Origin of the sequence: Corynebacterium sp. HMSC056F09, assembly GCF_001815785.1 — a bacterium.
In the GTDB taxonomy this organism is placed as follows: domain Bacteria; phylum Actinomycetota; class Actinomycetes; order Mycobacteriales; family Mycobacteriaceae; genus Corynebacterium; species Corynebacterium hiratae.
The window spans coordinates 1-15,008 of sequence record NZ_KV821926.1 but is presented as its reverse complement, the minus strand read 5'-3'; the positions used below and the strand labels follow the sequence as shown (position 1 = coordinate 15,008).

The window sequence follows — 15,008 nt, the reverse complement described above, 5'->3', positions numbered from 1 at the left end:
GGATGTTCACAACTCCATTGGCAATAAGGGAAAGCCCCCAGATGGTGCCTTTACTCCGGTCCCTTATCCTCGCTAGTCGGCGGAAGCGCCTCTAGTACTTCGCGCCGCGGCCCTCACCGATGGTGCTATAGAGCTTCTTCATCACCGGGTAGAGCACGATTATGCCGACAGAGCCCCAGGCAATGCCCTCAAGCGTCACGCCGAAGACGTCGAGGGTGAGGTTGCCAATGCCCGCGATGAGCGCCACCGCCGCCGCAGTGAGGTTGACCGGGTTGTTGAAGTTGACCTTGTTGTCCATCCAGATGCGCACGCCGAGCATGCCGATGAGGCCGTAGAGGACGATGCAAGCGCCGCCCAGCACGCCGGTGGGAATGGTGAAGATGAGCGCGCCGAACTTCGGGATGAAGGCCAGAGCTATGGCTGTGACAGCAGCGACCCAGTAGGCGGCCGTGGAGTAGACGCGGGTCGCGGCCATGACGCCGATATTCTCCGCATAGGTCGTTGTACCGGAGCCGCCGAACCCACCGGCTAAGGAGGTGGCGAGGCCGTCGGCGATGAGGGCGTCGCCGGCTAAATCATCGAGATCGCGCTTAGTCATCTCCGAGACCGCCTTAACGTGACCGACGTTTTCCGCAATCAGCACCACCAGCACTGGAAGTGCTGCCGCGATGGCGGAGACGTGAAACTCCGGCGCATGGAACTGCGGGAAGCCAATCCAGGCTGCTTCGCGGATGGACTCCACGGCCCCCTCGCCCAGGTTGCCCGTGGCCGCCGCGAAAGCCCAGCCGACGACGACACCGATAAGAATCGACAGACGCGAAACCATGCCGCGACCGGCCACGGTGGCCAGGATGATGACCGCCAGCGTCACCGTGGCAACTAGAGGCTGGCTCGAATAATTGCTGGCAGCATTGGGTGCCAAGTTAAGGCCGATCAGTGCCACAATGGCGCCGGTTACGGCCGGCGGCATGACGGCGTCAAGAACCTTGCGGCCCGCTGCCTTCACCGCGAAACCAATGGCTACCAAGACCAGGCCAGTTACTAAGACAGAACCTGCCTGCGCGCCAATGCCATACTGCTGGGAGGCGCTCAGCGGTGCAATGAACGCGAAGGAGGAGCCCAGGTAGGAAGGCAGGCGGTTGCGGGTAATCAGGAGGAATAGGATTGTTCCCAAGCCTGAAAACAGCAGCGTGGTATTGACCGGGAATCCGGTCAGGGTGGGCACCAGCAGGGTCGCGCCGAACATGGCCACCACGTGCTGCATGCCGATGCCGATAGTGCGGCCCCAGCTCAATCGTTCTTCGGGTGCGACAACCGCGCCCGGCTTAATCGTTTTTCCGTCCCCGTGGACGGCCCAGCCAAAATTACTCACGAACCATAATTATGGCTCACGCGAGCACCGAAACCTAAGCGTCCTCACCAATCACGCGAAATTCGCTGAGTTCGGCGGCGATGGAGGCGGGCAGGCGGACGTCGACAAGCGTGCCCTCCCCCGTGTACTCCTCGCTGCGCACCGTACCCTGAGTATGGATGCGATCGACCACGTCCCCGCGAGTAAACGGAATGAGCAACTGCACATGCTCGTCCTGAGAATTGAGGAAGAGCTCCACGCGCGTGGTGAGCTCCTCGATGCCCTCCCCCGTCTTGGCGGAGACATACACCACGTTGTCACGGTCGAGGGCGTGGCGAAGCTCCGCCAGCACCAGCGGATCGGCCTGGTCTATCTTGTTGATGACGATGATCTCCGGCGGGGCCTCCTCGCCGGTTTCCTTCACGATGTCATAGATGACCGCATTAACCGCCTCAATTTGCTTCAGCGGGAAGGGATCTGAGCCGTCCACGACGTGCAGCATCAAGTCTGCTGCGAGGACCTCCTCCAAGGTGGACTTGAAGGCCTCCACCAACTGTGTGGGAAGGTGGCGGACGAAACCAACGGTATCGGTGAAGACGACCTGGCGGCCATCAGCAAGCTCGGCGCGCCGGGTGGTGGGGTCCAAGGTAGCGAACAGCGCATCCTCCACCAGCACGCCAGCGCCCGTCATTGCGTTGATGAGCGAAGACTTACCAGCGTTGGTGTAGCCGGCGATCGCAATCTGCGGGATCGTCGATGACGCACGGCGCGAGCGCTTAATCTCACGCGCCGTCTTCATCGCCTTAAGCTCCTTCCGCAGCAGCGCCATCTGCGTGCGGATACGCCGACGGTCCGTCTCAATCTTGGTTTCACCGGGGCCGCGCAGACCGACGCCGCCGTTGGAACCAGCACGGCCGCCCGCCTGGCGCGAGAGGTTGCCGCCCCAACCACGGGTATGCGTATAAAGATATTCCAACTGCGCGAGCGAAACTTGGGCTTTGCCTTCCTTGGACTTGGCGTGCTGCGCAAAAATATCCAAGATGAGCATGGTGCGGTCGATAACTTTGGTGTTGAGAGCGCGTTCCAAGGCAGAGAGCTGGCCGGGGGTTAGCTCGCCGTCGCACACCACGGTATCCGCGCCAGTGGCAGCCACGATATCCTTGAGCTCGTTCACTTTGCCGGAGCCGATATAGGTACCCGGGTCCGGCTTATCTCGCTTCTGATACAGGGCTTCTACTACTTCGGCTCCCGCGGTTTCCGTGAGCGCCGCGAGCTCCGACATCGTGGCCTCAACCTCGGCCACGGTGCCTTCAGTCCACACTCCTACGAGGACTACTTGTTCAAGGCGCAGCTTGCGGTACTCCACTTCGTAGCCGTCGGTGGTGTCTTCTGCGCGAATGGTGGTCTCGCGGGTTACCCGGCGGAAGGCGTTGCGCTCAGCTAGGTCGAGATCACCGGTAGTCGGCTCCGGTGAGGTGGGCGCGGGCTCACCAAAAGCCTGCGCGAGGAGATCATCATGGGTTTCTTTTGTCATATGCTTTCTATTCTTGCACGTCACGCCTCTTAACAGGGAATCTCCGTTGCACACGACCTTGTGCCGATCCCGGCGGCAAGGCTCACCGACAACATTTTTGAGTCATCGCGGCGCCAGATACAATGGGCCGCATGACCGTCAAAGAGACCACTCACCCAGAGATGCAGGCCATTGGCCTCAACTACGAGCGCTGGCAGGACGCCGTCGAAGCAGCCATTTCGACCAACCTGCTGGCAGTCACGGGGGAGGTTCGCGGAGGACAACTCATTCAGTTCTCGGATCCTTCCGGGGCGCAACTCAATATCCTTGCCGTCGAACCTTTCGCCACCTTCATTGGGTTTGAGGGCGTCACCCAAGGCTTCGCCCACGTCTCTATGATCAACGATGTCTTGGCTTACCTGGACATCATCGATCCTTTCGGAAACGTTCTCGCGCAAGCGACGGCGAACTTGGCGCAGGGCCCGCTCTTGGCTGATGAGGACACCCAGCAGTGGCAGCAGGTAGAGCTTACTGCGATGGGTCTCGATGTCACCGCGTTCGACAACGCAGATGCCTACGAAGCCGAGAAGGGGACCTACCCAGCCACGTTTGAATCCACCGGTGCGGCAGTTGTTGCGGCCGGTTCCGGCGCCGAATCCCCTACCCCGGGCTGCACTTTTTCCGCTCGGGTTATGGAGTCCGAGTGGCGCCACAACCAGCTCACCGGTGAGCGCTTCATGCACCTCGTCATGGATGGCACCTTCCCCTTCGATCTGTGTCTGCCGGAGAGCTTTGGCGAATTGCCGCCGAAGGATTCCGTGCTTGCGGGTTCGGCGATGCTGACCGCCTCTATCGCGCTACCCACCGGCGGCTGTGGCGGCGAGGGCGGCTGCGCCTGCGGCTCTGGGGGCTGCGGCGGCCACTAGGCATACCGTAGAGTCGTAAGCATGAGTTTTTCCGCATCTCAGCGTCAGGGTTTTGCCCTGCTCCTTGCCGGGGTTACCGCTACGGTACTGGTTCTGACGCTGAAGCTGCCGGGAGTTATTCTCGCCATCTTTATCTGCGGGGCGCTATGGCTGTTTGTCGGCGCCCGCCCCGATGCCTCGGAACATGCGGCGCTGCGGGCTTCCATTGCGCTCACGGTGGAAGAGATCACGGGAGTCCTCGAGGACTACGCCACGTTTGCTACGAGCGACGACGCTGAAGCACTGGCGGACCGCACGCTACACCGCCCGGCGCTTGCCGACGTCGACTGCACGAACCCCGCTATCGAAGCGTTCCACTATGAAATGCATGGCGCGCAGCGTTTCTTGCGCCGCCTCGACGCACGGGTTAACTCGCCAGATGCTGGCACCAGCGAACTCGAATCCTTGCTCAAGGTGGCGGATGATCGGGCCGCCGAGCTCAAGGAGTCGTGGCTCGCTGCCCGCCGCGCCGCCTTGGCGCTAGGGACCAACTACAAAAAGGGGGACGGACGCTAAACGCCGTCCCGAAAACCCTATAGTGAGGTTTCGCCTGTGGCTACGATGCGCGAAGGCCCCGTCAGTGTGGAACCGTCCTCAGTGATTTCTACCTGGACCTCGCCGCCGGGGACGATGACGCGGACGCGGCCGGTGGTGTGGGAGGCGTCGGCAAGCGCGGCGCACGCTGCGGCCACCGTTCCGGTACCGCACGAACGTGTCTCCCCTGAGCCGCGCTCGAAGACGCGCATGTGAATCACGCCATCGTGCAGCGGAGTAACCAGCTCCACGTTGACGCCTGCCGGGAAGAAGTCAGTATCGAAGACGGGCTGCTCAAGGCGCTTCGCCGCCAAATCCTCCGCGGTCAGTCCCGGGATAACGGCCGCTAGGTGTGGGTTCCCCATGTCTACCCCGAGCCCGGCGAAGCTCTCTCCTGCCATCGAGGCGGTGGAGACACCGAGTACCTGTGCTGGCCCCATCTCCACGCTGACTTCGGCTTCAGTCTCGTTGAAGGAGTGGACGGTGACCTGCTTGGCCCCAGCGCGCGTGCCGACGGTGAAAGTATCGGTGTCCACCAGCCCACGGGAGCGCACCCAATGCGCGAAAACGCGGGTACCATTGCCGCACATTTCCGCCACCGAGCCGTCCGCGTTGCGGTAGTCCATGAACCAGTCATCGGTGTTAATACCCGGCGCGAGCTCATCGATTTCTCCAGAGGCGAGCAAGTCACCTGCACGTATGACGCGCAAGACGCCGTCGGCGCCGATCCCGGCGCGGCGATCACACAGTGCCACTACCTTTTCCGGCGGTAGCGGCTCGGCTCCTTCCACAATGACGAAGTCGTTTTCAGTTCCATGGCCTTTAGCAAACTTCATAGCTGTAGAGTCTAACGCCCTTCGAGGACACGCAAAGCCTGCGTTGTCGTATCAGCCGCGGCATCCAGCCAGTAGATGCGCTTATCCCGGTTAAACCAGGCACGCTGGCGACGCACATAACGACGGGTTCCAGTGATGGTACGCTCCACCGCTTCTTCCCAGGTGAGCTCTCCACGCTGGGCTTGGAGGACTTGGGCATAACCGATGGCCCGCCCCGCCGTCGAGTCAGCCTTCAGGCCGTGCGCCTGAAGGTTCTCGACCTCTTCGACCAACCCCTTGTCGAACATGAGACGACTGCGCAGCTCGATTCGCGGATTCAGCCAACTGGATTCCGTGCGCAGCCCAAGGATTCTTGTCCCCCACCGGGGCGGTGCGTTCTTCGGCGGCTGGCTGGCCTTGAACGGCTTGCCCGTGAGCTCAATGACCTCCAGCGCGCGCACGGTACGGCGTGGGTCCTTGTCTTCGATGATGGCTGCGGCTGCCGGGTCCACGCTGGCAAGTTCTGCGTGCAAGGCATCGGTGCCGATCTCTTGACGCCGGGCTTCCCAGCGAGCGCGCACCTGCGCATCAGTGGGTGGGAATTGCCAATTGTCCACGAGCGATTGGACGTAGAGCATGGATCCACCGACGAGGATCGGGGTCTTGCCACGGGCACGAATGCTGTCTATATCCGCGATGGCGGAGGACTGGTAGCGGGCTACTGACGCCGTTTCCGTCACGTCCCACACATCGAGCTGGTGGTGCGGGATACCTTCGCGCTCCTCCATCGTCAGCTTGGCCGTGCCAATGTCCATGCCCCGGTAAAGCTGCATCGAATCGACGTTGACTACTTCCCCGTCGAGCTCGTGCGCCAAGGCGACTCCGAGTGCTGATTTTCCGGAGGCCGTCGGCCCTACGACGGCAATCGGGGTTGGGCCGCTGCTGAGAGTCTTAGGCATTAGCACTGCCACCCCGCCACATAGCGGCCCACGCCCAACGTCGAATCTGCTGCCCGGAGTTCTGCGTGCCGTGGATGCACGCCTGCCAGCTGTGCCCACAGTGCCGTTTCGAGCACTCCCGTCGAATGGAGCAGCTCTTCGTCACAGTCTTCCTCCGCGCCGGCCAGCACGCTCTCGCACCACAGGTGAGTGTCCCGCGCACCCTCGACGAGGGCGAGCGGCGCGCGCTCTGTCAAGCCTGCAGAGCCATCAACGCACACTATTGTGAACCGTCCGGAACGCACTTCCCCTAGGGAGGCGCGGGAGTCTTCCACCGTGAAGGCGTGGTGACTGCTTTCTGCCCCGAGCGCGCTAGTGAGTACGTAGCGGGCCATGATTTCGGGCAGGTAGTTCCCGCCGCCGACGTCGACCTGGGGTGCGCCCCACGCTCTCAAGCTTCCTGTGTGCTCGGTACGCCAGCGCGCATCGCGCGATCCCACGATGTCGACCTTGAGCGGTGCACTACCGTTGACGCGTGCGGCATCACGTGTGAGCTCGCAGGCGGCGCTAAGGAGCGCGCGCGAAGCGTCATCGCTCGGTGACAATTCTTCCGCCAAGGCCGGTGAGGCTGGCATAACCATGAGATTTTGCATCAACTCCCATCCTATAAGGTTAGTTTTTCGGGGTTAACACGCGGCTGCGCGGCGGAAACGGTAGTGTTGTGTCACATAAGTTCTGGCAGCCGTGTCGCGCGGCGCGATAATACCGAAGGTGGTTTCTTAGCATGTCCGCTATTCCTTCCCCTGGAGCCATGCCTCGCAAGGGCGCTCGTCCCGGCCCGTCTTCCTCTGCTCCGGCAGCACGTCCCGTGCAGCCCGCAAAAAACAATCCGGCCCAGTGGGGCCGCGTTGATGCTGATGGATCGGTATTCGTCAAGGCCCCCGAAGGCGAACGCAAAATCGGCGAGTGGCAGGCCGGCACCCCGGAAGAGGGCTTGGCGCACTTTGGTGCACGCTATGACGATCTGTCCACCGAGATCGAACTGCTAGAATCCCGCCTCACAGCCCATCCGGGCGATGCTGCGTCGATCAAGGCGACTGCTGCGGAACTGCGAGAGTCCCTACCTACACAGGCAGTAATTGGTGATATCGCGGCACTTGACAAGCGCCTAGCCACTATCATCGAGCACTCCGTAGAAGCCGGTGAGCAAGCACAGGCTGACAAGGCTCGTCGCCGCGAAGAAGCCATTGCTAAAAAGGAAAAGCTCGCTGCCGAGGCCGAGGACATCGCCGCCAACTCGACGGAGTGGAAGGCCGCCGGTGACCGTATCCGTGCCATCTTGGAGGAATGGAAGCAGATCCGTGGCATCGACCGCCAGACGGATGATGCCCTGTGGAAGCGCTACTCTCGCGCCCGTGACTCCTTCAACCGCCGCCGCGGCTCCCACTTCGCCGAACTGGATCGCAACCGCGCGGCCGCCCGCGCCAAGAAGGAAGAGCTGGTAGAGCGCGCAGAAGCTATTAAGGACTCCACCAACTGGGGCGAAACGGCGCGCGCGTACCGTGATCTCATGACGGAGTGGAAGGCTGCGGGCCGTGCCCCTCGTGAGATCGACGACAAGCTCTGGGCCCGTTTCCGCGCCGCCCAGGATCACTTCTTCAACGCCCGCAACGCCGTTAATGACGAGCGGGACAAGCAGTTCGCAGAGAACGCCGCCGCCAAGGATGCGCTCATTGCGGAATATGACTCCCTGATTGATCCCACCAAGTCGATCGACTCGGCGAAAGCCAAGCTGCGGGAGCTGCAGGAAAAGTGGGAGGAGATCGGTTTCGTTCCGCGCAACCAGGTGCGCGAGTACGAGGCCAAGATCTCGGCGCTGGAAAAGCGCGTGAGTGACGCCGAGGATTCACAATGGCGCCGGACGGACCCAGAGGCCCAGGCCCGCGTGGCCCAGTTCCAGTCCAAGGTCGATGATTTCACCGCGCAGGCAGAAGCTGCCGAGGCCAAGGGCAACACCAAGAAGGCGGAAGATCTGCGTGCCCAGGCCAAACAGTGGCAGGAATTCGCCGATGCCGCAGCGGCTGCTGTCAACGACAAGTAGCACCCTAGTCTGAGTGTTCGTTCAGATTGTCGCGCCGCCGGGTTCGGCCTCAGCTGAGCCGGCGGATTGCCTGCGCAGCTTCGTTTTCGACGCCAACCTCGCCGCCCAAGAGGCCAGTGGCGATCCCGCTGCCAGCGGTTCCCCGCGCCGTGTGCTTCAGCGCCTGCAAGGCTCCACAGAGTCTCGCACCTATCTCTTTGGGCTGACTGACTCCGCCTTGGGGCGGGCTGGTGAGCTGGGTCTACCCGTTATCTCAGCGGCAGAGCCCAGCCCCGAAATCGATTTCGATGGCTTCATCCACATCTCCCTTCCGCTCTTGGAAGAAACGGAGAACGCCGATATCGAATGCGTCCTCGCCGCGGATCTCCTGCCCCTGCCTGGGGAGGAACTAGAGCCAGAGGCTCTCGACGTTACCCGATCCCTCGCCCGCGAGGCACTCCGGCTTACCCGCCAGCTGGGCCGCACGACTGCCCAGGTTGGCATGCTGTACCCGCCAGACGCGGACCATACCTATGACCCGATGTCGCAGGCTTACCTTGAGCTCGGGTTTCATTGCAAGCACGCCGAGCGCCAGATGTTCGTCGAGATTGCCCCCACTCCCCCAGTTGTTGGTGCACAGGTGTGGCCCGACTACGACATCCCGGAGGAGCTGCTTGATGATGTCCTGCACCTGCTCACCCTAGCCTCCACCGACGCGGTCTACGGTGACTTAAGCGTCGAGCCCATCGTGTGGACACGACAGCGCCTGAATGAAGCGCACGCACGGCTGCGCTCCCGCAAAGCACATACGCTCCTCGTCGGCATTGTCGAACAGGGACGCGTCGTCGCACTTACTGAACTCTCCCGCCACGGCGATGCGGACCCTGAGGTATGCGAGTGGACTCTTACCGTGACAGACCGCGAACAGCGCCGGCGTGGCTTGGCTACACGCGCCAAGCAGCATGCCCAGTACGCAGTGGCGCACCACTGGCCCGACGTCCGCCGGGCTTACTGCTCAGTTGCCCAGGCGGATCCGGCGATGAATGCGCTCTACGCGCGTCTCGGCGCGCACGTCATCTCGGCGAGCAGTGCCTACGAGCTAACCGTATAGAACGGGTAATCGGTGTAGCCGTGCGCTCCACCCGTATAGAACGTGGCCTCATCCGGCGCAGTGACAGGAAGCTCCTCCTGCCAGCGGCGAACGAGATCCGGGTTGGAGATGGCCAACCGGCCCACGGCCACGGCATCACCGTGGTGTACTAGTTCCTCGGCTTCCGCGCGCTGGGTCACCTGTCCAAACCCCGAATTCAGGATGACACGGGTACGCCCGTTAGCACGCGCTTCGGCGCTCAGCTCAGTAATGAGCTCACCCGTAGGCGCTGCATGCAGGAAGGAGACGTAGGCCAAACCAAGGTCTGCGACAGCGCGCAGCAACCTACCATAGGTGGCACGCACATCCGCAGCGTCGGTTTCCTCAATGCCCTGAATATTGTGCTGCGGGGACAGGCGCAGCGCTACGCGGTCGGCTCCGATCTCCTTCGCCACGGCACGCAGGATCTCTACTACCAGGCGGTAGCGCTTCTCCGGGGTTCCGCCGTAGGCATCCTCTCGGTGATTCGAGCTCGGAGAAAGGAACTGGTGCAGCAGATAACCGTTCGCACCATGAAGCTCCACGCCATCCATCCCCGCATCGATGGCATTGCGGGCAGCTTGGCGGAACTCATCGACAATGCGCGGTAGCTCCTCGATGTCGAGAGCGCGGGGCACCGGGCACTCCTTGCGGGATTCGAAATCTCGGACCGCAGTGCCCGATGCCAGCGCAGAGGGTGCCACCGGTTCTGCACCCTCGAGGAGGCTGGCATGAGAAAGGCGCCCGCCGTTCATCATCTGCATGAAAATGCGTCCGCCAGCTTCGTGGACGGAATCGGCCACTCGCCGCCAGCCGGAAATCTGTTCTGGAGTTTCGATACCGGGCTGGCCAGGGAAAGCGCGGCTGGTCACTGCGGGGAATACGCCCTCCGTCACGATAAGACCCATGGAAGCGCGCTGCGTGTAGTACGTCTCGTGCAAATGCGTGGGGACGCCATCGCGACCTGCCCGTGAGCGGGTCAACGCTGCCATGGTCACGCGGTTTGGCAGGGTCAGTCGTCCCATTTCAAGTGAGTCGAAGAGTGTAGTCATGCACTCCACAACACGAATCTCGTAGCGCTTATTCCTCGTCCTGCTGGCGCCGGTGGCGGGAGGCCGCGCGGGAGCGGCGGTCGTCGATAAGCAGCGGATTCTGTTCTGCCGGCAGCTCGGTAGCGGCTTCGGTCTGCAGGACTCCCACGTGATCGAGCTGGCCGGCGACTTCCCGCACGCGTTCTGCGGCGGCCAACTGCTCAGGACTGCGGCGCAGTGCTACCTGGCAGTACACAAGAAAGGCGACCAACGTTGAGAAGACGCCCACGTACATACCTATGGCAGCGCCATCCGAGGCGCTGTCCCTGTACCAAAATCCCCACAGGTTAGCGAAGAAAGAGATCGTCGTCATCATCCACGCTACGAGAGCCAGCTTGGTCCGGCGAGTGATAATCGTGGCGGTGGTTAAGATCCCCACTCCACCCAGCGCTAGCCATGCGCTGACGGTTTCCATGAGGGAGATACGCACGCCCTCGGCCGTTCCACCGACGAAGAGAGCTTCCCAGCCGCGGGCATCACCGGCATAGGGCAAAACCAAGTAAGCAACCCACGCCACGACGGCCACGATGAGCGCATATTTATGCTTTCCCAATTCGAGAGTCTGCGCTGCGCGCTTCTCAGCAGCAACGGCATCGTGAACGGACTTTAAGTCATCACTCATAAAACGGAGCCTACCCCCTTTTAGCAGCCGCAGGAATCGGCAGGAGCACTGGGCTTGCCGACGCCCGGCAGACCCAGACCCACCCCAATCGGTGCCGTCGTGGGCGTCTGCCCCGCCGCCGACATATCGCCGGCCTTCGTGCGACGGTGCTCGCTCACGCCGGAATCAGCCACCAGGAAAAAGGAGCCTGCATCCGTCACGGTAGCGTGCACAACATCACCGGGGCGAATCTCCGCAGAGATGTCCTTGCCCGCGGCATCGACTGGTGCAAAGTGAACAAGGCGACCATCACGCGCGCGTCCGGTGAGGCGGTGGGTCTCGGCGGCCTTGCGGCCGCCTTCCGCCTGCACCAACAGCTCTACATCAGTGCCGACAAGCTTGGCGTTTTCTTCTGCCTGAATGGAATCCTGCAAGGCGACGAGGCGCTCGAAGCGCTCCTGCACAACTTTCTTGGGGATTTGGTTATCCATTTCTGCGGCCGGGGTGCCGGGGCGCGGCGAGTACTGGAAAGTGAAAGCGGAGGCGAAACGTGCGCGGCGAACCACGTCCATCGTGGCTTCGAAATCCTCCTCGGTCTCGCCTGGGAAGCCCACGATGATGTCGGTGGTAATTGCCGCGTGTGGCATCTTCTCACGGACCTCGTCGAGAATCCCCAAGAACTTTTTCGTGCGATAGGAACGGCGCATGTCCTTGAGGACCTTGTCAGATCCAGACTGCAGCGGCATATGCAGCTGCGGGCACACAGCCGATGTCTCCGCCATGGCATCAATAACGTCGGAGGTGAACTCGGCCGGGTGCGGCGAGGTAAAACGCAAGCGCTCGAGACCCTCAATCTTGCCTACCTCGCGCAGCAACTTGGAAAAGGCGAAGCGATCACGCGGCAGGTCTGGGTCCGCGAAGTTGACGCCATAGGCGTTGACGTTCTGCCCCAATAGGGTCACTTCGGACACGCCTTGATCTACCAGGGCCTGAACTTCTGCGAGGATATCGCCGGGGCGGCGGTCTTCCTCTTTGCCACGCAGCGAAGGGACGATGCAGAAAGTACAGGTGTTATTACAGCCCACAGAGACCGAGACCCACCCAGCATAGGCGGATTCGCGTTTTGCCGGCAGTACGGAGGGGAAAGCCTCGAGGGCATCGACGATTTCCACCTGCGCTTCATTGTTGTGACGTGCACGCTCAAGCAGTGCCGGCAGCGCCGCCATGTTATGGGTTCCGAAAACCGCATCCACCCACGGCGCGTGGTCCAAGACGGTGTCCTTATCCTTCTGCGCCAAGCAGCCGCCAACCGCGATCTGCATGCCGGGATGGTTTTCCTTCGTCTTCTTCAGCGCACCCAGGGTGCCGTACAGGCGCTTGTCGGCGTTCTCGCGCACGGCGCAGGTGTTAAATACGATGAGGTCAGGCTCGGCGCCATCCGGCGCCGCCGAGTAGCCGGCCTCCTCGAGCAGGCCGGAAATGCGCTCGGAATCATGAACGTTCATCTGGCAGCCAAAGGTCCGCACCTCATAGGTGCGGGGCTGGTTATTAGTTACGGGGGAGCTCACGTGGGGACATTCTAACTGGACGACCCCACTACTCATAATGCCCCGACCGCATATAAGAGTTATGGATTTGTTACACAAACCTCCCCGCCTCCACTATCCACACGCCTATTGTTCTACATATGATTCAGCTCACTCTATCTAAGGAGGTGTGATGTGACCGACCATTCCGGCCCGATGATCAAGATGGACGGAGTCAATAAGTACTTCGGTGACTATCACGCGCTCCGCGATATCAACTTGGAGATTGGCCGCGGCGATGTCGTCGTTGTTCTCGGTCCGTCCGGCTCCGGCAAGTCCACCCTGTGCCGCACCATCAACCGGCTTGAAACCATCGACGAGGGTTCCATCGCGATCGACGGCACTCCCCTTCCTGAAGAGGGACGCGAGCTAGCCAAGCTGCGTGCGGACGTGGGCATGGTGTTCCAGCAATTCAATCTCTTTCCACACAAGACCATCAAGGACAACGTCACTCTGGGGCCTATCAAAGTCCGCAGGATGAAGAAGTCCGAGGCCGAAGAGCGTGCGATGCAACTGCTTGACCGCGTTGGAATTGCTAATCAATCAGAAAAATACCCTGCACAGCTCTCCGGCGGCCAGCAACAACGTGTCGCCATTGCCCGTGCCTTGGCTATGCGCCCGAAAGTCATGCTCTTCGATGAACCTACCTCAGCTCTCGACCCTGAGATGGTCAACGAGGTGCTTGACGTCATGACGGATTTGGCCAAAGAAGGCATGACCATGGTCGTGGTGACCCACGAGATGGGCTTCGCCAGGCGCGCGGCCGACCGCATCCTGTTCATGGCCGACGGGGCCATCGTCGAGGACACCGACCCGGAATCCTTCTTCACCAACCCACAATCAGAACGAGCAAAGGACTTCTTGGGCAAGATCCTGCAGCACTAAACGGTTACCAGTTCACCTCTTTTCTCTACCTTCATTCATTTTCCACTCACCTCATCAAGGAGAATCTCATGTCCCGCACTTTCAACCGCATTACTGCCACCGCCGCCGCCATCGCCGCATCCAGCGCTCTGCTCGTTGCGTGTGGTGATTCCTCTGACTCCGCCAGCGGAGGCGAGGGCCTTCTCGGCGCTATCGAGTCTGGCTCTGTCACCCTAGGCACCAAGTTCGACCAACCGGGTCTGGGCCTGCGCGAGGGCGATGGTTCTATGACCGGCCTCGACGTTGACATTGCCACCTACGTGGTCAACCACATTGCCAAGGATAAGGGGTGGGAGGAGCCGGAGATCGAGTGGCGCGAGACTCCGTCCGCGCAGCGCGAAACTCTGATCGAAAACGGCGAGGTTGACCTCATCACCGCAACGTACTCCATCAACGCTTCCCGCGCGGAAAAGGTCAATTTCGCTGGTCCGTACCTCATCACCCACCAAGCGCTTCTTACCCAGGCTGATAACAAGGAGATCAGCGGGCTCGAGGGCCTCGACGGCAAGATCCTGTGCTCTGTCACCGGCTCCACCCCGGCACAGAAGGTGAAGGAAGCTCTGCCCAGCGTGCAGCTGCAGGAGTACGACACCTACTCCTCCTGTGTGGAGGCACTGAGCCAGGGCAACGTCGACGCCATGACTACCGACGCGACGATTCTTAACGGCTACGCCGCTCAGAATCCTGGCAAGTTCCAGGTCGTCGAGTTGGAGAAGGACGGCAAGCCCTTCACCGATGAGTACTACGGCGCGGGTCTGAAGAAGGATGATCAAGAGGCGACAGACGCTGTCAACAAGGCCCTGGAAGAGCTTCATTCCTCCGGCGAGTTCGACAACCTCGTAGCCAAGAACTTGGACAAGGGCGAGGGCATCGACGAGGCCACCGTCGGTGACCTCTCCTTCCTCAACTCCTAAACGCTCGATTAGCCCCCACCTAGCCTGCGCCGAGGACATTCAGCCTCGGCGCAGGCCCGTTAGTAGGAGATTTCTATGGAATCCATGTGGGCCGCACTAGGCCCCGAACTATGGCCAGCCTTTTGGCTCACCATCCAGCTGACGTTCTGGTCTGCCATCGGCGCAATGATCCTCGGCACCATCCTCACTGCCATGCGTGTCTCCCCCGTAAGAATCCTGCGGTGGATTGCCACGACGTACATCACGACGGTGCGCAATACCCCCTTGACTCTCATTATCCTGTTCTGTTCTTTTGGCCTGTACCAGAACCTAGGGCTCACGCTTGCTAGCCGGGACTCTTCGACCTTCCTAGTGGATAACAACTTCCGCCTCGCCATCGTCGGATTCATCTTGTACACCTCGGCATTCGTTGCGGAATCCTTGCGCTCGGGAATCAACACCGTGGACTTCGGTCAAGCCGAGGCCGCACGCTCGCTGGGTTTGAGCTTCTCACAGACTTTTAGCACGATCGTCTTCCCTCAGGCGGTACGTGCGGCATGTTCAGAAGACTGAAATGGTAGCGGTGTG

14 protein-coding genes and 1 pseudogene are annotated in these 15,008 nt (G+C 61.4%); 7 read left to right on the top strand and 8 right to left on the bottom strand.

The genetic code is table 11. The annotated features are described in order from the left end of the window. Positions 1–91 precede the first annotated feature (91 nt). A complete protein-coding gene (locus HMPREF3056_RS05825) occupies positions 92–1,372 on the bottom strand; it encodes a uracil-xanthine permease family protein (RefSeq protein WP_070754332.1) in 1,281 nt (426 codons plus the stop codon). A 34-nt stretch (positions 1,373–1,406) separates the two neighbouring features. Then, complete coding sequence (gene hflX / locus HMPREF3056_RS05820) at positions 1,407–2,885, bottom strand: GTPase HflX (RefSeq protein WP_070679647.1); 1,479 nt, start codon at positions 2,883–2,885, stop codon at positions 1,407–1,409. A 122-nt stretch (positions 2,886–3,007) separates the two neighbouring features. Here hflX and HMPREF3056_RS05815 point away from each other — a divergent pair, with 122 nt between their 5' ends. Then, complete coding sequence (locus HMPREF3056_RS05815) at positions 3,008–3,790, top strand: hypothetical protein (RefSeq protein WP_070754331.1); 783 nt, start codon at positions 3,008–3,010, stop codon at positions 3,788–3,790. Between the two features lie 21 nt (positions 3,791–3,811). Further along, entirely contained in the window at positions 3,812–4,345 is a 534-nt protein-coding gene (locus HMPREF3056_RS05810; protein WP_070754330.1) for a hypothetical protein, read from the top strand. A 17-nt stretch (positions 4,346–4,362) separates the two neighbouring features. On the opposite strand, the gene dapF is transcribed toward HMPREF3056_RS05810, so the two are convergent. From dapF to HMPREF3056_RS05795, 3 genes are read right to left on the bottom strand one after another with little or no spacing between them, the layout of a single operon-like run. Next, positions 4,363–5,199 (bottom strand): diaminopimelate epimerase, encoded by an 837-nt coding sequence (gene dapF / locus HMPREF3056_RS05805; RefSeq protein WP_070754329.1) that lies wholly within the window; start codon positions 5,197–5,199, stop codon positions 4,363–4,365. Between the two features lie 11 nt (positions 5,200–5,210). Continuing rightward, a complete protein-coding gene (gene miaA / locus HMPREF3056_RS05800; RefSeq protein ID WP_070754328.1) occupies positions 5,211–6,137 on the bottom strand; it encodes a tRNA (adenosine(37)-N6)-dimethylallyltransferase MiaA in 927 nt (308 codons plus the stop codon). Further along, positions 6,137–6,769 carry a hypothetical protein gene (locus HMPREF3056_RS05795; RefSeq protein ID WP_070754327.1) on the bottom strand — a complete coding sequence of 211 codons (633 nt, stop codon included), beginning with the start codon at positions 6,767–6,769 and terminating at the stop codon, positions 6,137–6,139. The genes miaA and HMPREF3056_RS05795 overlap by 1 nt, the downstream gene beginning before the upstream one ends. 131 nt (positions 6,770–6,900) lie before the next feature. Between HMPREF3056_RS05795 and HMPREF3056_RS05790 the strand changes: the two genes are divergently transcribed. Together HMPREF3056_RS05790 and HMPREF3056_RS05785 are read left to right on the top strand one after the other, a co-directional pair. Then, a complete protein-coding gene (locus HMPREF3056_RS05790) occupies positions 6,901–8,217 on the top strand; it encodes a DUF349 domain-containing protein (protein WP_070754326.1) in 1,317 nt (438 codons plus the stop codon). 13 nt (positions 8,218–8,230) lie between these two features. Next, entirely contained in the window at positions 8,231–9,307 is a 1,077-nt protein-coding gene (locus HMPREF3056_RS05785; RefSeq protein WP_070516863.1) for a GNAT family N-acetyltransferase, read from the top strand. On the opposite strand, the gene HMPREF3056_RS05780 is transcribed toward HMPREF3056_RS05785, so the two are convergent. From HMPREF3056_RS05780 to miaB, 3 genes are read right to left on the bottom strand one after another with little or no spacing between them, the layout of a single operon-like run. After that, positions 9,289–10,377, bottom strand: coding sequence for an alkene reductase (locus HMPREF3056_RS05780; protein ID WP_070516861.1), 1,089 nt, complete (start codon positions 10,375–10,377; stop codon positions 9,289–9,291). The genes HMPREF3056_RS05785 and HMPREF3056_RS05780 overlap by 19 nt on opposite strands. A 28-nt stretch (positions 10,378–10,405) precedes the next feature. Further along, positions 10,406–11,038: an Rv2732c family membrane protein gene (locus HMPREF3056_RS05775; protein ID WP_049157551.1), complete on the bottom strand. Its 633-nt coding sequence runs from the start codon at positions 11,036–11,038 to the stop codon at positions 10,406–10,408. Positions 11,039–11,058: 20 nt separating this feature from the next. Then, the gene (gene miaB, locus HMPREF3056_RS05770) at positions 11,059–12,621 is read right to left on the bottom strand and encodes a tRNA (N6-isopentenyl adenosine(37)-C2)-methylthiotransferase MiaB (protein ID WP_083295550.1); all 1,563 of its coding nucleotides are present in this window, start codon (positions 12,619–12,621) and stop codon (positions 11,059–11,061) included. A gap of 138 nt (positions 12,622–12,759) precedes the next feature. On the opposite strand from miaB, the gene gluA reads away from it, so the two are divergent. The 3 genes and pseudogenes from gluA to HMPREF3056_RS05755 all read left to right on the top strand — a co-directional run. Further along, complete coding sequence (gluA, locus tag HMPREF3056_RS05765; protein WP_046649369.1) at positions 12,760–13,488, top strand: glutamate ABC transporter ATP-binding protein GluA; 729 nt, start codon at positions 12,760–12,762, stop codon at positions 13,486–13,488. Between the two features lie 68 nt (positions 13,489–13,556). Beyond that, positions 13,557–14,441 carry a glutamate ABC transporter substrate-binding protein gene (locus tag HMPREF3056_RS05760; protein WP_070513069.1) on the top strand — a complete coding sequence of 295 codons (885 nt, stop codon included), beginning with the start codon at positions 13,557–13,559 and terminating at the stop codon, positions 14,439–14,441. A 75-nt stretch (positions 14,442–14,516) separates the two neighbouring features. Continuing rightward, a pseudogene (locus HMPREF3056_RS05755) lies at positions 14,517–14,978 on the top strand (amino acid ABC transporter permease); the annotation flags it as partial. Positions 14,979–15,008: the final 30 nt, after the last annotated feature.